Origin of the sequence: Fulvivirga marina, assembly GCF_016775155.1 — a bacterium.
Taxonomy (GTDB): Bacteria; Bacteroidota; Bacteroidia; order Cytophagales; family Cyclobacteriaceae; genus Fulvivirga; species Fulvivirga marina.
The window spans coordinates 95,802-119,087 of sequence record NZ_JAEUGD010000043.1; the positions used below are offsets into that span (position 1 = coordinate 95,802).

At 40.2% G+C, this 23,286-nt stretch carries 15 protein-coding genes; 4 read left to right on the plus strand and 11 right to left on the minus strand.

The window, feature by feature from the left end:
• Nucleotides 1–32: 32 nt before the first annotated feature.
• The 8 genes from JMN32_RS14150 to JMN32_RS14185 form a co-directional block, all read right to left on the minus strand.
• Nucleotides 33–2,372 carry a PAS domain-containing protein gene (locus JMN32_RS14150; protein WP_202856996.1) on the minus strand — a complete coding sequence of 780 codons (2,340 nt, stop codon included), beginning with the start codon at nt 2,370–2,372 and terminating at the stop codon, nt 33–35.
• A gap of 81 nt (nt 2,373–2,453) precedes the next feature.
• Complete coding sequence (locus JMN32_RS14155) at nt 2,454–3,560, minus strand: acyloxyacyl hydrolase (RefSeq protein ID WP_202856997.1); 1,107 nt, start codon at nt 3,558–3,560, stop codon at nt 2,454–2,456.
• A gap of 7 nt (nt 3,561–3,567) precedes the next feature.
• Nucleotides 3,568–4,734, minus strand: a complete 1,167-nt coding sequence (locus tag JMN32_RS14160) for an aminotransferase class V-fold PLP-dependent enzyme (protein WP_202856998.1) — start codon at nt 4,732–4,734, stop codon at nt 3,568–3,570.
• Between the two features lie 53 nt (nt 4,735–4,787).
• Nucleotides 4,788–5,567, minus strand: a complete 780-nt coding sequence (locus JMN32_RS14165) for a hypothetical protein (protein ID WP_202856999.1) — start codon at nt 5,565–5,567, stop codon at nt 4,788–4,790.
• A complete protein-coding gene (locus JMN32_RS27645; protein WP_202857000.1) occupies nt 5,564–8,251 on the minus strand; it encodes a triple tyrosine motif-containing protein in 2,688 nt (895 codons plus the stop codon). Before JMN32_RS27645 ends, JMN32_RS14165 begins: the two co-directional genes overlap by 4 nt.
• A 106-nt stretch (nt 8,252–8,357) precedes the next feature.
• The gene (gdhA, locus tag JMN32_RS14175) at nt 8,358–9,704 is read right to left on the minus strand and encodes an NADP-specific glutamate dehydrogenase (protein WP_202857001.1); all 1,347 of its coding nucleotides are present in this window, start codon (nt 9,702–9,704) and stop codon (nt 8,358–8,360) included.
• 217 nt (nt 9,705–9,921) lie between these two features.
• Nucleotides 9,922–12,732: an excinuclease ABC subunit UvrA gene (gene uvrA / locus JMN32_RS14180; protein WP_202857002.1), complete on the minus strand. Its 2,811-nt coding sequence runs from the start codon at nt 12,730–12,732 to the stop codon at nt 9,922–9,924.
• A 209-nt stretch (nt 12,733–12,941) separates the two neighbouring features.
• Nucleotides 12,942–13,238, minus strand: a complete 297-nt coding sequence (locus JMN32_RS14185) for a hypothetical protein (RefSeq protein ID WP_202857003.1) — start codon at nt 13,236–13,238, stop codon at nt 12,942–12,944.
• Nucleotides 13,239–13,514: 276 nt separating this feature from the next.
• Between JMN32_RS14185 and JMN32_RS14190 the strand changes: the two genes are divergently transcribed.
• Genes JMN32_RS14190 through JMN32_RS14205 form a run of 4 tightly spaced genes read left to right on the plus strand, consistent with a single transcriptional unit; the run spans nt 13,515 to nt 16,180 of the window.
• Complete coding sequence (locus JMN32_RS14190) at nt 13,515–14,114, plus strand: RNA polymerase sigma factor (RefSeq protein WP_202857004.1); 600 nt, start codon at nt 13,515–13,517, stop codon at nt 14,112–14,114.
• On the plus strand, nt 14,089–14,325 hold the full coding sequence (locus JMN32_RS14195; protein ID WP_202857005.1) for an anti-sigma factor: 237 nt from the start codon (nt 14,089–14,091) through the stop codon (nt 14,323–14,325). The genes JMN32_RS14190 and JMN32_RS14195 overlap by 26 nt, the downstream gene beginning before the upstream one ends.
• A 4-nt stretch (nt 14,326–14,329) precedes the next feature.
• The gene (gene nth / locus JMN32_RS14200) at nt 14,330–14,980 is read left to right on the plus strand and encodes an endonuclease III (RefSeq protein ID WP_202857006.1); all 651 of its coding nucleotides are present in this window, start codon (nt 14,330–14,332) and stop codon (nt 14,978–14,980) included.
• A 6-nt stretch (nt 14,981–14,986) separates the two neighbouring features.
• Nucleotides 14,987–16,180 (plus strand): glycosyltransferase family 4 protein, encoded by a 1,194-nt coding sequence (locus JMN32_RS14205; RefSeq protein WP_202857007.1) that lies wholly within the window; start codon nt 14,987–14,989, stop codon nt 16,178–16,180.
• Nucleotides 16,181–16,210: 30 nt separating this feature from the next.
• On the opposite strand, the gene treY is transcribed toward JMN32_RS14205, so the two are convergent.
• The 3 genes from treY to treZ are packed head-to-tail and all read right to left on the minus strand — an operon-like array spanning nt 16,211 to nt 23,207.
• A complete protein-coding gene (gene treY, locus JMN32_RS14210) occupies nt 16,211–18,925 on the minus strand; it encodes a malto-oligosyltrehalose synthase (protein WP_202857008.1) in 2,715 nt (904 codons plus the stop codon).
• Nucleotides 18,926–18,931: 6 nt separating this feature from the next.
• Nucleotides 18,932–21,364 carry a DUF3536 domain-containing protein gene (locus JMN32_RS14215; protein WP_202857009.1) on the minus strand — a complete coding sequence of 811 codons (2,433 nt, stop codon included), beginning with the start codon at nt 21,362–21,364 and terminating at the stop codon, nt 18,932–18,934.
• Between the two features lie 4 nt (nt 21,365–21,368).
• Nucleotides 21,369–23,207 (minus strand): malto-oligosyltrehalose trehalohydrolase, encoded by a 1,839-nt coding sequence (treZ, locus tag JMN32_RS14220; RefSeq protein WP_202857010.1) that lies wholly within the window; start codon nt 23,205–23,207, stop codon nt 21,369–21,371.
• Between the last annotated feature and the right edge of the window lie 79 nt (nt 23,208–23,286).

The window sequence follows — 23,286 nt, forward strand, 5'->3', positions numbered from 1 at the left end:
GTCAAACCGCCAATTTATAACCTTTGTTGTTCCTACCTGGAAGGTAAAACTATTTTGAAGGTTGTTCCCACATTAACCTTACTTTCAACACTAATCTCTCCGCCAAGCTTGTTGATGGATTGTTTTACAATATACATGCCGAGACCAGACCCTTCAGACTTTTCAGTAGCTCGGTAAAACATATCAAATATTTTTTTAATCTGACTTTTATGGATGCCAATACCATTGTCCTTAAATGTAATGACAAGCTCTGTAGGTTTAAAAACAGCATTAATTTTTAAGTAGCTATTGGCTTCTTCCGGGTTCACATACTTGTAGGCATTGGAAATAATGTTACTAACAATGATTTTTAGTCTGAGAGGGTCACTTTTAAATGATTTTTTTTCTCCTTCAATGGTTAAAGTAGTTTTTACCCGTTTGAAACTCTCAAGGTACTCAAGGTCATTAATGCAGTTTTCAATAAGCGTTCTAAGTTCGAAAGACTCCATTTTTACTTCAGAACGGCTGGCTTTGGCATAGTTAAGCATCGAGCAAACAAATTCGTCGAGCTTCAATATACTCTTCTCTATCCTGCTAAGGTATTCAGCCTGATGCTCTTGGTCTTCATCAATTTTGGCAATGTTAACCAGTCCCAGAATTGAAGTTAGAGGAGACCGTAAATCGTGAGAAGTTTTGTAAACTAGTTGGTCAAGCTCAAAATTTCTATCAGATAACTCACGCAGTGCCACATTAAGTTCTTCTTCTCTACTTGCCAATGCTAGGTTTTGTTTCCTCAGCTCCTCATTGAGTTTAGTCAGTTTATCTTCGGCCATTTTTATTTCGGTGATGTCTCTAACCGCACCGTCAAAAATGTCATCCCCTCCAGGACCTTTGGTATGAGAACAACTATATAACCCCCAAAAAGTATCTCCATTTTTCTTAACAAGTTCAACTTCTTTATTACGAACAAAGCCTACCTTACGAATAGACTCAATGATCTGGTTGCGTGCGCTTTCTTTAGCGTAAAGTAAATTGGGGTCAATCTTAAGTACCTCTTCTTCTGAGTCATATCCAAATATTTCCACAAATGCCTCATTGGCGAAAACAATACCTCCATTGACTGAGGTTCGGAATATACCTTCGGTAATGTTCTGGCTGATTGAGGTAAGTAGCTGTTCATTCTGCCTAGACTTTTCTTCGGCTATTTTTTGTTTGGTGATATCTCTAATTGCTCCATCAAAATAGGTCTGATTGTTTTCACCTTTGATAAGAGAGGAGCTCATTAGCCCCCAAAATATAGAACCATCCTTTCTCTTGAATTTTACCTCAATGTTATTGATGCTTTTTTTGCTTAATAGCAGCTTATGAATTTCTTTTCGCTTGTCTCCAGAGGCATATAGTTTGGATGAGTGGACTTTATTTAGTGATTCAAGCGAGTCGAAGCCAAACATTTTCAGGAATGCCTGGTTGACATATTTGAAACTTCCGGTTGGTATACTTCGGTAGATACCCTCGTTTATGTTTTGGTTGATTCCTTCTAACAATTGGCTAGTTTCACGAGCCCTGTCTTCTGCCAGCTTTTGCTTGGTTATATCCCTAAAATTGGATACAATACCTCTTACTTCAGGCTTGTTAAGAAGGTTGGTAAGTGTGGCGTCAGACCATAAATAATGTCCGTCGGCATGTCTAAGTCTAAATCTGTAATTCAAACTTTGTCCAGGCTTTGACAGTATACTCGTAAATGCTTCGCGGGATATGAGCAAGTCATCTGGGTGTATAAAGTCTGTACCCTTTTTTCCGTAAATTTCATTTTCTGTAAAGCCGGCAATATTTAGTACCGACGGGCTGGCATAAATAATGGTGCCCTCTGAATTGTATAGTACTATTCCCTCGTAGGCATTTTCTATCAGGGCTCTGAATTTTTTCTCCCGTGATGTTAGTCTTATTTCATAGCTCTTTTTTTCGGTGATGTCATTAGAGGCATATAGCAAGTGCGTACATTTCCCTTTTTTATTTGTAATTGGGGTAATGGATGAGGAATAATACCTGGTAGTACCTTTAAATTCGAATTCTTCTATAAAGATATTGGTTTCACAAGTTTTAAGTACCTCCTTATACTTGTTTAGCACTATTTGGGCTTTAGGTTTGCTATACTCGTACTCTTCATACATTACTTCGGTGATGCTTCTTCCAAGGAATGTTTTAGTTGTTATTTTTGGATTAAATGATTTTGCTGCTTCCAGGTAAGATGGGTTGACGGATAGTATTACGAGTTCATCATTATTATTTACCTCCAATAAACAAAACAGGTCTGAGGTGTTTTGAAAAATTAGCGATAGGTAGCTATTTTCCGCATCAAGCTCATCGTTATAGTTCTTTTTAGAGGGTCTCATTTAGCACATTACCACATAATTATCCAAATTGGACTTATCAATATACAAGTAAAATTGCTAAAATTAAAGATTGCGGGTGCCTTAAATCGAGAGGCCTAAACCAAATTCTACCATATCAGCAGTACGGCTATGTGCTTTAAGTGTGACCTGAGGGAAAAAGTTGGGTGCTAACTTGTATTTAAACCCATAGCGTTGATACCAGCTTGACGCATAATAATCCTGAGGTTTATAAACATAAAAGCCTCCCTGTAGTATCACCATCATTTTACCGAGCATCAGCTCGGATCCAACAGTGAGTGCCAACTGCCTTCCGTCGTCCTCCAGAGTGCTTTCAGCTATTCCATGTTGTTCATTATAAACAGCCCATGACTTTTTTACCGATTCATCGGAATATAAAAAACCATCCATACCCAAAAGAATAGTATTATATTTGGTTATTTGCCTGCTTGTATACAGACTTGCACTGTAGGCCTTGTGCTTTGTGTCTTCTCTTAACACCTCTCTCCAGGCTGTACCTCCAAAAATGTTTATATGCCACTTTCTGTCAATGGATTTTAATGTGTCTTTTTCAAATCTTATTTTCTGTGGGTTAGGCACATAACGCAGGCCAATACCTGCTATGGGAAAGTTCATGCCATTATTGGGCATGTTTAATTTGCCGTTTGAGTAGTGGCGAAAAGCAAGGTTGATATTGAAATAATATTGATCACTTATTTTAATTTCATGGTGAACAGTGCCCCTGAGCACATAGCTTATTTTACTGCTTATGGCTTTATTTTCTGGGTTTGTGCTGGCTTCAAAAGTACGGGTAGAATATACAAAGCCAGTACCAATATTGAGCCTCCACTGATTTTTTCGATGATTATTCGTCGTTACATCCAAATAGCTGGCTAGGGAATAAACACTTCCCAACTCCTGAGGCAATCCATAGTTAAAATATGATGCAGCGAAGCCCACGTGTGGGTAATTGAAGAGCTTCTCCCAGCGGCGATTTCCATTTGTTATTTTGGCTGCATACAGCTCAAGCCCATAGAGGTTTGACATTTGTAATTTTGGCATATCTTCTTTATACCTCAGTACGCCGCCATAGTGGGTGTTGACTCCAAAGGACCAGGAAGGCTTTTGTTGGGCGAAAAGGTTCTGGTTAAAAAATAAAGCAGCTATGACTATGGTAAGTAAATATCTCATAGGTTTGTTAAAGTATTTGACGTAAAGCAGCAGTCAGATCATCTACTTCCTGCTCTGTGTTATAGTAATGTACTGATGCCCTGACCACCTCTTCTAAATTTCTATCGCTCATATCTAACAAAGTACTATTTTTAGGAGATACGATAGTGTTGAAGCCTTTAGCATTTAGTGCTTCCTGTAATTGTGAAGCTTTCATTGAGGAAGTGAAAGTGACTATTCCTGATTGTATAGAGCCGATATCTTTTATGGCTACGGTTTCTATTTTTTCCAATTCGCTGCGCAAATACCTTGAAAGCTCGACCACACGCTTCCAGATGTTATCAATGCCCAAAATATTAACTTCCTTCAGGGCCTGTGTAAGTCCCATTTTGGCCGCTACATTAGATTCCCAGGTTTCAAATATTCTTGCATCGGTTCTCTTTTCGTAGATATTATCTTTTATCCAGTTGGCCGAATGCAGATCAAGGTTTGAGGGAATGCATGATTTTAAAATTTCTTTATTTGCATATAAAAAGCCGGTGCCACGAGGCCCTCGCAGATATTTACGGCCTGTAGCAGATAAAAAATGGCACCCTATCTTGTGCACATCTATTGGGTACTGTCCAATAGACTGGCAGGCATCCAGCAGGTACAAAATATTATATTTTCTTGCCAGCTCTCCTACTTTTTCTGCAGGGTTTACCAGGCCGCTATTTGTAGGTAAATGCGTAATAGAAATAAGTTTTACACTTTCGTCAATGCTTTCTTCCAGCTTTTTGAGGTCAATTTCCCCCGAACCATCAGATGGGACTACTTTGATGTTGATACCTTGTTTCTCTTTTTGGTATAAATAGGAGATAAAGTTGCTGGCATATTCAGCTTTTGTGGTAAGTATGGTATCTCCTTTTTCCATAGGAATTGAGAAAAAGGCCCTTTGCCATGCAACGGTAGCACTTTCCGTAAACGCTATTTCTTCCGGGCTTGCATGTATGAGCTTAGCAGCCTCACTGTAAAATTCCTCAAGCCGAGACTCATATTTTGATGCTGTTTCATATCCCCCGTATTGAGCTTCTTCTTTCAAATAATCTATTTGAGCAGCTAATACTTGCTGGCTGACCAAGGAAGCACCAGCACTATTGAAATGAACAACATGCGTAACTCCCGGAGTATTTTGACGAATAGTCTGGATATCCATTTTGAAAAAGTTTTATAAAGTATGATGATTATTAACCGCTGACAATTTAATCCTTAAAGAGCGGGTTTGTCAAAAGAAGTGAATACTTCATCAGGCAAAACCTGAAAGACCCTGACGTTATGGGGTCCCTTGCCGTCAGACCGGTCAGCAGATAATAGAACTTTGTCATATTCCTTGTAATTGTCCCATGGCCATATTGCTGAAGGGGTTTTCTGGTTTGCCTCTTTAAAATAAGCCCATTGTTTAACCAGGTGATCGGCTTTGTCTACATAAATTTCGTATTTGTTATTTGGGGTTGAGCCTACATTTTCAAAAGTTAGTGTAAGTACATCAGCTACTATGCCCGATGCAGTGGTATCTTCCCTGCTATATTTCAAAGTAACACCACTATCCTTTAGTTTGAAAGGCATTACCAGCCAGTAGGAATCATTGATCCAGATATCTTTTGCTCGCTTTAAGTAAAATTGAAGAGAGTCCGGGTTGGTTATTTCGCTACTGTCTTTGATGATCTTCCCTTCCAGGGTATTGATATTGACAAGGTATGATGTTTTTCTGGAGGGGACGTCTATTCTTACTCTGCCGGTATATTTATCCCATATGAGATCTCTGGCACCAAAGAAATTCCACGCAATGTAACGGATCTCATCATAATTTTTCCTGCCACCCATGGCTGCCATTACGCTATCTGCCAGGCTAATTGCTTCTTGGTCAGAACCCGTTTCATTAAAACCTTCAGCAGCGGGATTCGGGTCCGTTTGCTGTTCTGCTTGCTTTTTCGGGGAGGTGCAACCGAATGTTATGGCCAACAAGGCTAAGAATACAAATTTCTTCATTTAGTTTTTGGGTTCACTTGTTTGTTTCTGATTTTGATTACGTCTGAGACTTTTACATTATTTCCTTTAAAAATGTATTTGCGCAAAACACCTTCAAAAGGTAAAATTATCAAGGCAATTAACACCTGCATTATAAAATCAAGAACCGGAGAACTCTGTGAGCCAAACTCATTTTCAGCAACGGTTTGAATAAACTCGATAATTATAATTAATGTGAGCACTGCCAGCAATTTGCTAACCAGTCGATATTTATTATCTAACTTCTTAAGTTTTACCGAAATAAACAAAAGAAGGGCCAGCGCTAAAAATTCAAGAGCATAAAACCATGCCCTCTTCCAATATGGGGGAATAACTTTGAAGGTTACCGGAGCGGCTTGATTAATCCTTCCTAAAGTGTTTCTCGATTTAACTCTAAGTGTATATTCTCCTTCAGGCAAATACGGAAAATTAATTTCATTATAGTTGGAAGACCATTCAGACCATTGAGTATTGAGGCCATCAAGTTTATAAGAATATTGAATATCCAACACTCCTGAATACTCTGGCTGAACAAATTCAAAGATCAGGTTACTGTTTTGTTGGTCAAATACCAACTTAGGTGACGGGGGCAGTACATCGGAGTTTGTTCTAATATCTTTCAGATAAAGCTCATACCCATTTGGGATGGCACTTTGGTTAGGATCGGTGAGTTTGTAGAGATCATTGTTATCTGTTATTACCCAGTAATCTTCGCTGTTATCAGCAGTGATGTAATTTATATTTTTAAAAAGGCTAAGCAGATTTAGTTTGTGCGATGTTTTTTCCTGAGCCAAAGTTGACCACTTCTGGTCTGTATGTATCCAAACCTTTCCATCAGCTCCAGCCAGATATCTGTCTACATTGGAAGTACTCTTTATTTTTACTAGTGATTTATCAGATTCCCTGGCCGTATAAATGCCTGATTCGTTAATGAATAATATGCTGTCGCCAGAAGCCGCACCATAAGTTTCATAGAAGTATGGGTTTTCTATATGGTATTCGTCCATCTCTGTGATCTGATCACCCCGGAGTTTTATCCAATATAAGTCGTTAGTGCTGCAAAACCAGATACGATTTTGATGGTCCTCAAAAATATGTTGAACATAATCTTTATAATCACCAAAAACCTCTAATTCAGGTAACCCTTCTGATGAGTAATCGAAAACTTTCAGTTCATCGGTATATGTGCTCGTAAATATTTTACCATGATTTTTAGAAATATAAAAATATCGTATAGGAAGTTTGGAGATGGGAACTGCCTCGCCATTAGTGATTTCAAATAGCCCGTCAAGCCCTCCACAAAATAATCGGTTGCCAACAGAAGTAAATTGGAAAGTTTTTGATTCTATGCCCTCAATCTTTTGGAATTTATATTTGATAGATTGAAGCTCACGCTTAATCTGGGCCTGAAATACAGGAGAGCTACTCTTTTCCGATTTTTTCGAAGACTTGATATCATTATCCTTTCTATCCCGGTCTCTTTTTAAGAAAGAGAAAATACCTCTACTTTTGCTATCTGGTTCTTCTGTAGCTACTTCAACCTCTTTGTTTGGTGCTTCGGGCACCTCAACATAATGAACGGTCTCGTTATAATTCCTGACTTCATCAAGAAAATAAACCCCCAAACTCGTGCCCACATACAGCTTCCCTTTATGGTTTCTAGCGGATAACATTTTACCATTCAAGCCAGGGTAGCGGTTGAAGTTCTTAAAAGGGAATGCAGGGGAAATTCTGGTTAGGCCAACAGCATGAGCAGCCCAAATACCAAAGTTTTGGTCAATTGAAAGTGCAAAAATCTCATCATCAGGAAGTCCGGTTTGATAGTTAATGATCTCTTTAATTTCTCCTTTGACAGGGTCTATAAACACTATCCCACCTTTTAAGGTAGAAATGGCGGCTAAAGAGTCACTAAACCAAATTCCCTCCTGAATGCCACTTTCTGCCAAGTACCCCTGGTCATTACTAATTTTTATGGGCTTTAGTTTGTTTTGGCTATATAAATACAACTTGTGCTCTACGGTGCTAATTAGGTGATTTTTACCACCAGGTCCGGTACAAATGAAGTTGGGTTCCAGGTTTTTAATGGCTTGGTTTGTAGGGTTCATCAGTTTTGTGCCCTCAATTCTTTGCATGCCACTGTTAGTGGTCGTCACATAAACATTGCCCTCGAAAGAGAGGAGGTTGATCAGTTTACCGCTATACCTGGGAGAGATTTTGGTTGAATTGCCATTTTCAATATTGTAAACAAAAATGTGCGTTTCATTGATGGCATACAGGCTGTTTCCTTGAATAAGTATAGTAAAGATATCCTTGGCTTCTGGTAGTGGATCAGAAAGGGAAACGTAGGATAAGTCGAAGTTTGCATCTCGGTTCAATTGCCCAAAACCATTTCTTCCCCCGGCATAAATAACATTATCCTTACTGATAGCAAGACTGAATATAGCAGAGGGTGTTTTTGAAAAATCCCAATTTTTGCCATCGAAAGTAAGTATCCCTGCTCTATTTGCAATACATATGATGCCTCGATGATCCTGAACGATATCAAAATTAACATTATCGACTCGGCTACCTGTTGGGGAATAATGTGTAAGATAGAAATCTCCATCCTGTGCTTCACAAAATATGAACAGGGGCAATAAGAGTTGAATCAGAAAGAACTTTTTCACGGCCGCACCTATAGTTTACCCTAAAGTACTGAAAGAATATGGATTAATTCAAATAAAAAGCCCCGAAGAGGTTCTTCAGGGCTTTCAATATATTATTTTTTTAACCTTATACTATTCCCTGTGCAATCATAGCATCAGCTACTTTAGTGAAGCCGGCAATATTTGCTCCCACCATATAGTTGCCTTCAAACCCATAATGTCTTGCTGCTATAAGTGAAGTATCATGAATTTCCTTCATTATTTTTTGTAATCTATGATCCACTTCTTCGGCAGGCCAATACGAGCCCAGGTAGTTTTGCATCATTTCAATACCCGATGTTGCAACACCTCCTGCATTAGAAGCCTTTCCTGGAGAATACAACACTCCATTATCTATTACAATGTTAATGGCTTCAATAGTTAACGGCATGTTGGCTCCTTCACCAATGAGTTGTACCCCATTTTTAACCATGTTTTGCGCGTCTTTAGCATTTACCTCGTTTTGGGTCGCACATGGGAAAGCACAGTCGGCTTTAATATCCCATAATGGGTTAGATGCACCATTAGTGTCTTTGGTATATTTTGCTGTCTTGTATTTATCAGCATATTCATGGATACGACCTCTTTTGTTATTTTTCAGGTCTTTTATAAACTCTAGTTTTTCATGAGTTATACCCTCTTCATCATAAATAAAGCCTGAAGAATCTGAAGCAGTAACAGGTTTGCCCCCCATGTGTAATATCTTTTCTATGGCATATTGAGCTACGTTACCAGAACCAGATATGAGGCAGACTTTCCCTTTAATACTATCACTCAGGCGGTTCAGCATATTCTCGGCAAAATACACCAAGCCATAACCTGTTGCTTCAGTTCTCATTAAACTACCACCCCAACCGACTCCTTTTCCGGTGAGTACACCAGTGAAGTCATTACTTAGTTTTTTGTGCATACCAAACATATAGCCAATTTCTCTTCCTCCTACGCCGATATCACCAGCCGGTACGTCAGTTCTATGGCCTACATGTTTGGTCAGTTCAGCAAAGAAGTTTTGACAAAACCTCATTACTTCATTTTCAGATTTGCCTTTAGGGTCGAAATCAGAGCCCCCTTTACCTCCGCCCATGGGGAGGCCGGTCAGCGCGTTTTTAAATACTTGTTCGAAAGCAAGAAACTTGAGTATTCCGGGGTAAACCGAGGGGTGAAACCTCAAACCTCCTTTGTAAGGACCTATGGCGCTATTCATTTGTACCCGGTAGCCTCTGTTAACCTGAATTTCACCCTTGTCATCCATCCAGGTGACCCTAAACGATACAATACGTTCAGGCTCAAGCATTCTTTCCAGGATTTTATGTTTCCTGTATTCTGGGTTTTTGTCCAGAACCGGTTTTACCGATTCTATTATTTCTTCGGCAGCCTGGTGAAATTCTGGTTCTCCGGGGTTGCGTTCTTTTACAATATTGAGTAATTCTGACATGGATTAAGTTTAATTATTTCTTAAATATAGTATAACTATGCTTAATGCAAACGTTTTCTGAGCCATCTTTTGATTGCCTTTGGTATTAAGATGTATGGTATTTATCTATTGCTCTCACTGATTATAAAAGAGAGATTTTGAACAGGTAATCATAACAAAAACTCTTGTATATAAAAGTGATTGTATGCCTACACGTAGAATTAGCAGATGGGGTTTACTAAATTTTCTCCTTTAAAAAATCTGCCGTATGATTGTTTTGAAGTTTAATCATGTCTTCAGGAACACCTGCGAAACAAACATTACCACCGCGTTCTCCACCCTCGGGTCCTAAGTCAATGATCCAGTCTGCAGATTTGATCACTTCCATATTGTGCTCAATGATTATAACACTATGGCCCTGATCAACCAGTGCATTAATGGAGTATAAGAGTTTGGTAATGTCATGAAAATGGAGACCTGTAGTGGGTTCATCGAAAATGAACAGAATATGATCTTTACTGTCTTTCGAGTTTTTCCCAAGATACGATGCCAGTTTAACCCTTTGAGCTTCTCCACCACTTAACGAATTCGAAGATTGTCCTAAGCCGATATAACCCAACCCTACGTCAAATAGTGGTTGAAGTTTATTGAGTATTGGTGCCTTGTTTGTAAAGAACTCAAGGCTTTCCTCCACTGTGAGTTCGAGTACCTCAGCTATATTTTTGCCATTATACTCTATATCCAGGATCTCCTGTTTGAACCTTTTTCCCTTGCAGCTTTCACAGGTAAGGAAAATGTCTGCCATAAACTGCATTTCAATTTTCACTACACCTTCTCCCTGACAGGTTTCACAACGGCCTCCATCCACATTAAACGAAAAATGAGAAGGTTTATAGCCTCTTTGTTTTGCCAATGCCTGCTCTGCGAATAATTGACGTATGGCATCATAAGCCTTGACATAGGTTACCGGGTTGGATCGTGATGATTTACCAATAGGGTTTTGGTCAACAAATTCTATTTGGGTGACTTTTTCGTAATCCCCATCCAGCTTGTCAAATTTACCAGTGGCCTCAGATACGGAGCCCAAAATCTTCCCTACACCAGGGTAAAGGATCTTCTTGACCAAAGTAGATTTCCCAGATCCACTAACACCAGTAATAACCGTCAGTATACCGAGAGGAAACTGCACACTTATATTTTTCAGGTTGTTTTCTATAGCCCCTGATATTTTAATAGAATCTTTCCATTTCCTTCGATGAGTAGGAATGGGTATTTGCTCTTTGCCCAACAGGTACTTGGCAGTGTAGGAGTCAGAAGTATCCAGGTCTGAAATTTTCCCTTGAAATACAAGCTCTCCACCATGGATACCTGCATCCGGGCCGATATCGATGATTTGGTCTGCGGCTTTCATCACTTCTTCCTCATGTTCTACCACAATCACACTATTACCCATGTTTCGCAATGATTCAAGTACACCTACCAGCCTTTTGGTATCACGAGGGTGGAGGCCAATACTTGGTTCGTCAAGTATATACATTGAGCCTACCAGAGCACTACCCAGTGAGGTGGCGAGTTTTATCCTTTGAAATTCTCCTCCCGATAAAGTGGCTGTCATTCTGTTTAACGTAAGGTATCCAAGACCAACTCTGTTAATGTACGAGAGGCGATTATTGATTTCTTTCAGGAGTCTTTTGGCAATAGCTTCCTCATGTTCGGTGAGTTTTATATTATCAAAAAATTCAATTATCCGCTCTATAGGCATCAGCACCAGGTCAGTAATTGATTTTTCGTTGATCTTAACATATGAGGCATCCTTTCTTAACCGTGTTCCGCGGCAGTCGGGGCAGGTGGTGCGACCACGGTACCTGGAAAGAAGCACCCGGTATTGAATTTTATGGGTCTTAGTTTCAAGATGCTTAAAAAACTGGTTAAGGCCTTTGAAATATTCATTTCCTGTCCATAAAACTTCTTTTTCCTTTTCGTTAAGCTCGCTATACTGCCTGTGGATAGGAAAGTCGAATCGTATGCCATCCTTTAGTAAAGGCGTGAGCCATTTTTTCATTGTCTCACTTCTCCAAGGGGCAATTGCACCTTCATAGACGGATAAACTTTTATCAGGAATTACCAGATCTGGATCAATACCTAAAACTTTGCCAAAACCCTCACATGTTCTGCAAGCGCCATAAGGGTTGTTGAAGCTAAAAAAATTGACATTAGGCTCATGAAAGTGCATGCCATCTGCCTCAAACCGATCCGAAAATTCACTTTTTCCCTTTCCTATAATGTGTATATAACAATCTCCAATCCCTTCGAAGTATGCTGTCTGCACTGAGTCGGCAAGTCGGAACTGAGTATCTTCATCCTCTGGCTTCACTACAGCTCGGTCAATAAGTATTTCGAGTTGAGGGGCTTCTCCCAGGTCACTTGCATTTTCCAGCTGTTCTTCTATAAAAACAACCTCTTCATTCCGCATTATACGCGTATAACCCTTGCTTAGGAGCACTTTAAGCTCCTGTTCAATAGTTCTCTCCCTATGGAGTTTTAGCGGACAGGTAACCATTACTTTGGTACCTTCCTCGTGTTGGTTAATAAACTTTACAACATCGGAAACGGTATCTTTTGATACTATTTGGCCACTGACTGGCGAATATGTAACACCTACACGGGCAAACAGAAGCTTCAGATAATCATAGATCTCAGTGGTTGTACCCACCGTTGATCTCGGGTTTCTGGTGTTTACTTTTTGTTCTATGGCTATGGCTGGAGAAACCCCACGAATATAATCTACTTCAGGTTTTTCCATTCTACCCAAAAACTGTCGGGCATAGGAGCTCAGGCTTTCAACATACATGCGCTGGCCTTCGGCAAACAGGGTATCGAAAGCTAAAGAAGATTTACCTGAGCCCGAAAGCCCGGTAACTACCACGAGTTTGTTTCTCGGTATGGCGACGCTGAGGTTTTTGAGGTTATTAACCCTGGCACGTTTGATGATTATGTGCTCCTTGGGGTCCAGCGTATCTAAGAGTTTTTCTGTTTTGGCGTCTTGCATAGTGGTTGGCAAAGATACTATACAATTAACAGATAAAGAATGTTACACAACAGTTAGTAAAAAAATTGAGCAGGAGCAAATTAACAGATTTTGGAAGGGCTATAATTTAGTTAGTACACATCATCTTATATGCACAAGTAGGTTGGTAAACGAGCCATGCTCTGGCAAAGCGCCGTTTGCCAACCTGACCAAGTCCTGCAATTTAGATGTTAACCTTCGAAGTCGGGATCATAATCATCCCCTACATCAAGATCGTCATCATCATCCATGTTATCTTCCTCATCTACTTCCAGGTCATATTCACCTTCGCTGTTTTTCGTAACGGCGATTTTGACTAGGTACGTTGTGTCATCTGTTTCCAGAGGGACAACAAAGAATGGTTCGTTTTTTGCGTTGGTTAAACGCATCAGATTGCTTTCAAAACCATCTGGATATTTCTTTTTTAGCAGGGTTTTTAAAGTCGGATCTAAGTTCTCAAGACTTTTGATTACTCTCTTCTTTTCCATTTGAGTTATTAACCTTCATTTAGCTGTTTTGTTATAAGTGGAAAAGTAATAAAAGATTTAACATTCAATAAAATATTATTCTGAAAATTTTTTGATTTTGCATATAAATTAGGGATGTCACTAAGCGACGAAGGAAGAAAAATTTATTGGTTGAAATTTTTGCATGTTACTTGTTTAATTTTTTACATTTGAAATTCCTGAAAAAAACCATTCAAAAATTAAACCCCAGGCAACAATATGATATAGACCTCTACGTTAACTAAATTGTAACATTTAATGGAGAATTATAAGATCAGTGATAGCAAGTTGGTATCACTTTACAAACAAGGTAGCGAAGAGGCATTCGAACAGTTGCTTAAGCGGCATAAGGCTCGCATCTATACAACTATTTACCTCATTGTAAAGGATAATTATGTGGCTGAAGATCTCCTTCAAGAGACCTTTGTGAAAGCAATTAACACGATCAAAGGAGGCAGGTATAATGAAGAAGGTAAGTTTCTGCCTTGGATTACCAGGATAGCTCATAACCTTTCTATAGATTATTTCAGGAAGGAGAAGAGGTATCCCACTATGATTCTTGAAGATGGTAGCAAAGTCTTCAATGCATTAGAATTTGCAGAGGATTCAGTTGAATCTGTTCAAATAAAAAATGATACACATTCTAAGCTAAGGGATCTGATACAAGAGTTACCTGAGGCACAGAAAGAGGTATTGATAATGAGGCATTACATGGAGATGAGTTTTCAGGAGATAGCTGAAAATACAGGAGTAAGCATTAATACTGCTTTGGGAAGAATGCGATATGCCCTCATTAACCTGAGGAAAAAAATGAAACAATATAATATTGCCTATGACCAAGACATTTACCCAAGATGATGTAATCAGGTATGTTTATGACGAAATTTCCGGAGAGGATCGTGAAGAGTTAAAACAAGCGATCATCTGTGATTCTGAACTTCAAGACCTGTACAAAGAACTTATTGCCATCAAAAGACAATTGGATCAAAGTATGAAGTCTCCTTCGGATAAGGTGACAGAAAGTATTCTTAATTACTCAAAATCTTTAAATTTGCTCTCCAACAAATGATGGAATGCAGCGAAAAGAAAGATTTGAAAAGTTTGTAGAATATTTCACCACTCATCAGCCTGATGCGGAAACCGAGTTAAACTATGGTAATCCGTATGAATTGCTTATAGCTGTAATATTGAGTGCACAATGTACAGATAAGCGAATCAACCAGGTTACGCCTGCGCTTTTTAAGGATTTTCCTACGCCGGAACACCTTGCAGCCAGTCACTTTGATGAACTTTTTCCTTACATACGATCAGTTTCCTATCCCAATAATAAGACCAAGCACCTCTTAGGCATGGCCAAAATGCTCGTAGAGGATTTTAAATCAGAAGTTCCGGCTGACCTTAAGGAGCTTCAAAAGCTGCCAGGGGTAGGAAGAAAAACAGCTAATGTAATAGCCTCTGTGATCTATAACCAGCCGACCATGGCGGTAGATACACATGTTTTTCGAGTATCTAAAAGGCTGGGACTGGTTAACCAAAATGCCAAAACTCCCCTTGAAGTGGAGAAACAATTGGTAAAGAATATTCCAGAAGAATATATTGCACGAGCACATCACTGGCTTATTTTACATGGCCGGTACGTTTGCCTTGCTCGAAAACCAAAGTGTGAGGAGTGTAAGATTGCACATTTCTGCAGGTATTTTGAGAAGAATTATATTCAGGGCTGAGGGCCTATGAAAATTGTTATCATTCATCAGTATTACAAGACCCCGCAACAAGGGGGTGCCATACGTTCGTACTATATCGCAGAGCACCTGGCAGCTTTAGGGCATGAAGTCGATGTAATTACTGCTTATAATGAAAAGGAATACCAGATAAAACAAAACGGCCGGGTAACTGTACATTACTTGCCCGTATACTATACTAATCATTTAAGTTTTTTAAGCCGAATACATGCTTTTTACAGGTTTGTTAGGAAATCTATCAAACTTTTAAAAAAGATGCAGCCAGTTGACCTCAACTATGTGATCACTACTCCACTTACCACGGGCTTGATTGCACTGTTTGCCAAGCGCAGGTTTGGCACTCCTTACTTTTTTGAAGTAGGTGATCTTTGGCCCGATGCTCCAGTAAGTCTCGGCGTATTGAAAAACGCGCTGTTAAAGAAATTGGCCTATAAGCTTGAAAAAACAAGTTATGAAAATGCATGTCAGTTGATAGCCTTATCCCCTGATATAAAAAACGCTATCGAGCAAAAGTTACCGGGCAGTGATGTGGAGGTAATAACCAATTTTGCTGATACTCAGTTTTTCAGTTTAGCACCAAAGAGGGAAGACCTTTTAAAGAAGTACAATGTAGGGGGCAAGTTTGTCGTGGCTTATACAGGTACGGTGGGCATGGCAAATCAGCTTGAATACTTGCTCGATGTTGCCAGTTTGGCTCAAAAGCATGAAAAGAATATTCACTTTATTGTTGCTGGTTCAGGTGCTCGTTGGACAGCTATCAGAAAGCAAGCATTAGCCCGCCGGTTAGATAATATTACGTTCATAGATTTTTTGAATAAAGAAGGTGTAAAGGAGGTGCTCAATGTGTCTGATGCTTTGTTTATTTCGTTCAGAAATACACCCGTACTGGCTACAGGTAGTCCAAACAAATTTTTTGATGGGTTGGCAGCAGGTAAATTGATCATAATAAATTTTAGAGGGTGGATAGGAAGGTTGTTAGCAAAGTACTCGTGTGGTTTCAGCTACCTGCCCGAATCGCCATTGACATTTTTGGATCAGGTTGAACCGTACATCCATGATCGTCAGCTTTTGCAGGAAGCAAAGGTTCAGGCACGCCAGGTGGCTGAACAGTTTACTCCTGAAGTACAATTGAAGAAGCTTACTCGCCTCATAGCAAACTTTGAACAGACTTATCTCTCGTGAGTTTTGTTAAGTGAATTAAATTTTCTTAAATCAGCTATCATTGGAACCTTTTAGCATGGCAACAGGAAACTTTGAAAGACCTTCATGCATATAAAGTTTAGCATTTATATCTAGTTGGCCACCGGTGAAGATATTAGTTAAGGATCGAGGAGCTTCTTTGGGTATCATGATCGATGTATCGTGCCAGATAGATACACCAACAGGTATGCTTAGATCGTTGCAAAAAGTAGCTATACATTTGGGAATTATAACAATATACCAATCGGTATGAAGTCTTCTGGCGTAGCTGATAACATGATCCTTTAACCTTCCTGTTATCTCTAAAGGTAAGTATTCACCAAAGTCAAATACTTTCTGGTTTAGCCTTCGTTCTCGCAGGGCTCTGAAAAGTGTAAACATTTTTATCCGGCCATCACTCATATTTTCAAGGAGCTTATGGAAGTACCGGGGGTTATTTTCATTCTCTTTTGTTTCTCGCAATATCTGAACCCTTAGGTCATAGTCAACAGGTCGACGGTTGTCAGGGTCTACATAGGAGAGGTCCCATAACTCGGTGCCCTGATAGATATCGGGTATGCCTGGTGCAGTGGTTTTGATCAAGCATTGTCCTAAAGAATGAATAGCTCCCCAAAATGCTGTTTTGCGGCTAAAGGGTTTAAATGACGCCATGAAACCCTGGCTTTCTAGGATAGAAGATATAAAGTTAAAAACAGCTTCTTCATATGCTTCATCTGGTTCAGACCAGTTGGTATGGACTTTGGCTTCCCTAAGTACTTTTCGGATATAATCTTTAGTACGTTGTTCGAAACTTTCTTTGGAGACCTCTGTCTGAGGAAGGGCACCTATCAATGTTTGGTAGATGAAGTATTCTTCATTGTAATCGGGTATGCCCGGTTTGCTTTTGAAGGAGTTGTTTAAGTGTCTCCATTCATTGACCTTGGCAAACCATTCATCTGGTATTTCACTTAGGGTATTAATCCGCATGCGAGCATCCTCCCCTCGCTTGGTATCATGAGTAGCAGTAGCATTGATTGATAAAGGGGCATGCTTTTCTCGTTGGATCATCCTTTTGTGAAATGTGGTGGGAACTATGCCAAAGTGACGAGGGGAATCCCCTACCTCATTATGAGAAATGAGCCGGTTGTAAATATAAAAGATGGTATCCTCAACACCTTTAGCTGCCAGAGGTCCGGTATATTGCTGACACCTTTGCAAGAAACACAGGGCTGAAGCTACAGGCTGATCAGAATTGCCATAGAAAATGTTGCGGATGTAGTCCAGCTCTTTGCGTAATGAAGGCTGTCCGGTTAAAGCCGTTTCATAGGCCTCTTCAATGATGTCTATTTGCCTGCTGGAAAGTGGGAATGTTTTGGGATAGATTCTGTAAACCGGGAATGCTGCTATGAAACTGGCCAATGCCTCGGCCCATACTTCTCTTTTCTGGCTAGGTTTAAGAAAACCAAGCTGTAGCATCAAGTCATATAGGTTACTTAATTCTCCGGCCATTCTTTCTTTTAAAATGAAGAGCTTCTTGTTATAAACGAGCTTCTCATAAGATTCTTTACCCGGGTTAATGGATTGATAAGCATTGGTAAACTTTTGCTCACCATTAATGTCTGTATAGAGTTGGTTGACTAAGGCAAGGAAGCCATAACCGCTTGTGCCTTGAATGGGCCACAGGTCAGGTAGTGCTTCTTCCCATCCCAGTATTTTTTCAATGATGATATATTGCTTTGGTCCAACTAGTTTTCTTAAACGGTTAAGATAGGTTTCCGGGTCAAACAGACCATCTATATGGTCTATTCTCAGGCCATTAAATAATTCATTATGGCATAATTTCTTGATGAGCTGATGATATGTGTCAAATACCTCCGTCTCTTCCATTTTCAGGCAAATCAGGTCATTGATAGTAAAGAAACGCCTGTAATTGATTTCCTTTTCAGTGTTTTTCGAGTAAAGTAATTGGAAATGCTGGTGGCTAAGCAGTTCCAGGAGGAGTTCGCGGGATGAACTTATGATTTCTGTTGCAGTTATTACTGAATCTCTTAGTTCCTCATCCTGTTCAAAAAGCTGATGAAGTTCAACCTTATATTGCTGCCAGTTACTCACATTTGAAGAAGTATTTTCAATGCCTTTTGCAATGTCTTCTAAGTGATTGTACGTCCTGTTGTGTCGAGACAATCGCTTTTCGATAATACTTTGGATAATTGAAATGATCTGTGGGTAAGACTTGATACTGACAGGGTATCTGTTGTCGAAATAGTAAAAGTTGAAAGTGTCTTTGTCATACCTGATTGTTAATTCACCTTTTTGGACTACATCTTCCAGGGCTTCTCCTAAAAATGGGGCCATTACCCTCTCTCCTGTTTTCTGATCTTTCCAGTTAATATCAAAGAACTCATAATATGGAGAGGCTGAGCCATTTTCAAGGACATCGCATAGCCAGGTATTACTACTGTCATAGGCCATATGGTTAGGTACTATGTCCTGCAGCCATGACATACCTCTGTACCTGAGATCCTCGCTTATTTCCTGAAGCTCTTCCAGTGTTCCTATTTCTTTATTGATCTTTAGCGGGTTAGTAACGTCATATCCATGGGAGCTGCCTTTTCGGGCCTGGAATACTGGAGAGGCATATATTGTTGAGATGTTCATTTCATCCAGATAGGCCACAATTTTCTTTAGAGCCTTAAAAGGAAAGGCTGAGGATAGTTGCACTCTATATGTGGAAGCTGGTATGTTCATCTTATGCTACACCACCAGGTTTAAATTTTTATATAAGGCATCAAAGAGCTGACACCACTTTTCTGCATCAGGGTTATTACCCTTTTTGCAACGTTCCATATAAATTTCATAAATATCTGCCTTGATTAGAAAGGCGGTATTTTGAGCTTCCCAAAACTCTGTTTTCATATCCCCTTTTTTGATCAGCCTTAAAAAGTCTACTATGTATTGTAGTAATTCATTGTCACTAGGGTCTATGGCCAGTTTGTCAACTAATGTCCTGACCCTTTCATTAGCGAGGTAGTTTAAGGTAACAGTATCGAGCTCAACAGAAATTCTTTTAGTTACATCGAGCAGGTTTCCCAATGTTTTTAGGTTAATCTCTTCAGTTTCAAACATGCCAATGAGCTTCGTATTGATGGCTAAGTCTATGGGGAGCTTTAATTGCTTGGGCACAGCCATATTGATCTCATCAAATACCTGCAAGAGTTGGTAGTTATTTTCATAAAGTTGATAAATTGTGCCTTCTGCATTCTTTAGTGTATTTTCCATAACTAACTCCATGATCTGGCGCTGTTCGTCACGAAAGAGATGCCAAAACGAGTAACTGTGGCTTCCAAAGTATTTATCAAGGAGGTTAAAGAGTTCATATAACCTGTTTTTCTGAAAAGCATCTACAATATTAGTGTGCAGCTCTTCAAGCGACTCACTTCCCAGGTAAGGCCTTGCTCCACCGAAAAGATTGTGTTCCCCCATATGCACTACTGCATATGAGATATCAATTTCTTCCCAGGTAATATTTGATCTGAAGCAAGTGCGGCCTATCACGAGCTTTTGTTTACCCGCCTCATAGTAGTATTTGCTTTTGGAGTTTGCGCTAAAACTGTATAAGATAGTCTCATCGGGAAACTCTTCAAAAACAGAGGATACAGCAAAGTGGGCACCAACACGAAGCATATCTACAATCATAGGTTTTACATGCTTATTATAAGCGGCCGCAGCATTGCCATATTCACGGATGTTACTGGGAATTTTTTCCAACAGGGCAATAAAGTCTTTTTCATAGGGCTGCCCACTTATCTCTTCTGCCAGTTGTACTGCGCGGGCAGCATAGAAGATATCCTGCATGGATTCAATGCCGGTTACCTCATCGAAAAACCAGCCACAGCTGGTATACATGAGCATGGAGTGATATTGCATTTCCAGTAATTTCAGCAGTTTGATTTTATCCTTTTTATCGAGATTGCTTCCAAAATGCTTTTTAAGGAAAATTGATACGTTGGCTTCCGATCGATCGAGGACAACGCAAATGTATTTATTTCTCACATCCCAAGGGGTAGTGGTGTATGTAGTAAGCTCCTTTTCATAAAGTGCTATGGTGTGCTCCCTTACCCAATCGAAGGCCTTTCTAAGCGGTCTGCGCCACTCTTGTGTCCAGTCCTGATGCCCGCCCGTATTGCATCCACAGTTTGAGTTCCAGCGCTCCACACCATGTACACAGCTCCACGATGTGTTTTCGAGTATTTCTACTTCATGCCGGGGTGGGAACTTCTCAAGATATTCGCCATACACCGTAAGCTCAACCGACCTGTCTTTGTTAATAAAGTTTAAGCCATAAGACAATGCCATTTCTCCCAGGTGGTGGTGGTGACCATAGCTTTCGCCATCAGTGGCTATATGCACAAGTTGAGGGGTGTTTTCATCATTAAACCTGCCTAGTAGCCGGGAGGCAAAATCTTCACCATTGTTGAGCAGGCCTTCGAAAGCCACTGCCTGGGATGCCGAAGCATCATAAAAAAAAAGGGCTATGCTATTGCCGGAAGGCAGGTAACATATGTATGAGTTCCTGGAATTGATCTTGGTACCAGCCCTATCTTTCCATTCCGTTGCTCCAATTTTCCTGAACCTTTTGGCTTGACGCGGCGAAAGTATGGTGAATTTGATATGGTGTGCTGCCAACACTTCTAGTGTTTCTGTATTTACCGCTGTTTCACCCAGCCACATGCCTTCAGGCTCACGATCAAATCTCGACCTGAAATCCTCTATACCCCAAATTATCTGCGTTTCTTTATCTCGTTGGTTGGCGAGTGGCATGATCATGTGGTTATATGCCTGGGCTAGTGCTGAGCCATGCCCTGAGAAATTTGCTATACTGTCTTTATCAGCCTGAAGAATGGCAGCATAGGTTTCCGGTGCCTCATTTTGCATCCAGGCCAGAAGCGTGGGGCCCATATTGAAGCTCATCCAGGCATAGTTGTTAATAATATCCACCACCTTACCCTCTTCATTCAGTATTCTCGATGCAGAGTTTCTTGCATAACATTCAGCGTTGATCCTATGATTCCAGTCATGGTAAGGATAAGCTGAGTCTTGTATTTCTACCTTGTTTAGCCACGGGTTTTCCCTGGGGGGCTGGTAGAAATGGCCGTGTATACACAAGTATTTTTTTATATCGCTCATTGGGCTATGAATTTTCACTCTTGTAGAGTATCATTGATTCCGGGGCTACAGTAATACGCTCACCTTTCTGAAGAAGGACTTTACTCGTGCACCCTTTTCCTCGCCAGTGTTCGTCGGATGATGAACATACCTTGTACCACATTTCCGTGAAGCCAGGTGTGTTAACATACTGCGGTTCCTTACTAAAGTTAAATACTACCAGCAGGATACCAATGCCAGGACGGGCATCTTTTGATCTCACCATCAGCAGTTTTTGCTGCTCATGAACTTCTGTATCCAGGTGTCTTTTAAAGAAGACAGAGAACAGACCCTGTTTGCGCAGCGATATCAGATATTGATAGTAAGTAAATAATGCACGCTGCTCCGGATGCTGATGGAAATTCCATTTGAGTTTTGAGTGGTTATAGGTTTCCTTAGCCTGAGGGTCTGGCATCTTCCTTTTCGATTTTAAGGCCTTAAACGCCTTGGAGCGGCCCTTTCTTACGGCCTCAGCTAAATCAGAGTCTCCATGATGGATAAAGTATTGAAAAGGGTGGTTTTCTCCGTATTCTTCTCCCATGAATAGCATGGGTACGTAAGGCGATACAAGCATAATGCCTGCCATTAGCTTCAGCATTTCAAATGAAACGAGTCCGGCAACTCTTTCCCCCAGCATTCTATTACCTATCTGGTCATGGTTTTGAATACAAACTATAAATCGACTTGAGGCCATTGATTGAGGGCTGTTCCCAACCGTTTTTTTTCTGAAAGAGGAATATTCCCCATCATAAACGAAACCTTGTCTGAAAGCTTTAGCCAGGTGATTGATCTTTCCGTAGTCCTGGTAATATCCATCTTTTTCACCAGTAGCCAGGGCATGTACAGCATGGTGGAAATCGTCTGTCCATTGAGCATCCAGACCATAACCTCCTTTTTCATAGGGCTCCAATATCCTGACATCGTTCAGTTCACTTTCGGCTATTAAGAAATATCTTCTCCTGTTTTTTATCTGTAGTTCATCGATACTTTGCCGCAGTTCTTTCAGGAAGTGATATGCACTATGGTCAATTATAGAGTGAACAGCATCTAGCCTTAAACCATCAATATGATAATCATCCAGCCACATGAGGGCATTTCTCAAGAAATATGCTTTTACGTGATCACTATAGGCATCATCAAAGTTTAATGCCTTGCCCCATGGTGTTGAGTATTTGCCAGTGAAATAAGGGCCATATTCGGCCAGATAATTCCCTTCCGGCCCCATATGGTTATAAACTACATCAAGAATTACTGCAATATTCTTTTGGTGGCAGGCATCTACAAATGTTTTTAAACCTGTACCACCACCGTAACTGTTTTGTACGGCATAAGGGTACACACCGTCATAACCCCAATTTCTGCTCCCTGGAAATTGTGCAACGGGCATAACCTCAATGGCATTTATACCGAGTTCCAGCAGGTGGTCAAGTTTGAGTATGGCTGCCTCAAATGTTCCTTCATCGGTAAAAGTACCGATATGGATCTCATATATGATCAGGTCTTTTAAGGCAACACCATTCCATGTTGAATCGCCCCATACATAGTTATGTTCATCTACTACAGCCGACCAGGAATGCACACCGTCGGGTTGAGCTTTTGATGCAGGATCGGGGTAGGGTTTTATACCATCAAGGATGAATCGGTATTTGGTACCTGCCATAATATTGGCGACTTCTTTGCTCCAGTAGCCGTACTTATCCTTTTCCAAATGTACTGCTTTATGGTCAGGAGCCTCAAATTCTACATCCACACTTTTCCGGAACGGAGCCCAGACAGTAAACTGACAGCGATGGCCTGATAGTTCTGCCCCGGTTGCTTTAATCATGGTGAAGCTGTTTTACATTAATTGAATGTTCAGAAATGTAAGGTAACATAATTATGGTGCCCTTAATGTATGTAGAATT

Bases quoted from the DNA above. Each gene is read 5' to 3' on its own strand.
- JMN32_RS14150 (WP_202856996.1), bottom strand. From the start codon at position 2,372: ATGAGACCCTCTAAAAAGAACTATAACGATGAGCTTGATGCGGAAAAT.
- JMN32_RS14155 (WP_202856997.1), bottom strand. From the start codon at position 3,560: ATGAGATATTTACTTACCATAGTCATAGCTGCTTTATTTTTTAACCAG.
- JMN32_RS14160 (WP_202856998.1), bottom strand. From the start codon at position 4,734: ATGGATATCCAGACTATTCGTCAAAATACTCCGGGAGTTACGCATGTT.
- JMN32_RS14165 (WP_202856999.1), bottom strand. From the start codon at position 5,567: ATGAAGAAATTTGTATTCTTAGCCTTGTTGGCCATAACATTCGGTTGC.
- gdhA (WP_202857001.1), bottom strand. From the start codon at position 9,704: ATGTCAGAATTACTCAATATTGTAAAAGAACGCAACCCCGGAGAACCA.
- uvrA (WP_202857002.1), bottom strand. From the start codon at position 12,732: ATGCAAGACGCCAAAACAGAAAAACTCTTAGATACGCTGGACCCCAAG.
- JMN32_RS14185 (WP_202857003.1), bottom strand. From the start codon at position 13,238: ATGGAAAAGAAGAGAGTAATCAAAAGTCTTGAGAACTTAGATCCGACT.
- JMN32_RS14190 (WP_202857004.1), top strand. From the start codon at position 13,515: ATGGAGAATTATAAGATCAGTGATAGCAAGTTGGTATCACTTTACAAA.
- JMN32_RS14195 (WP_202857005.1), top strand. From the start codon at position 14,089: ATGACCAAGACATTTACCCAAGATGATGTAATCAGGTATGTTTATGAC.
- nth (WP_202857006.1), top strand. From the start codon at position 14,330: ATGCAGCGAAAAGAAAGATTTGAAAAGTTTGTAGAATATTTCACCACT.
- JMN32_RS14205 (WP_202857007.1), top strand. From the start codon at position 14,987: ATGAAAATTGTTATCATTCATCAGTATTACAAGACCCCGCAACAAGGG.
- treY (WP_202857008.1), bottom strand. From the start codon at position 18,925: ATGAACATACCAGCTTCCACATATAGAGTGCAACTATCCTCAGCCTTT.
- JMN32_RS14215 (WP_202857009.1), bottom strand. From the start codon at position 21,364: ATGAGCGATATAAAAAAATACTTGTGTATACACGGCCATTTCTACCAG.
- treZ (WP_202857010.1), bottom strand. From the start codon at position 23,207: ATGATTAAAGCAACCGGGGCAGAACTATCAGGCCATCGCTGTCAGTTT.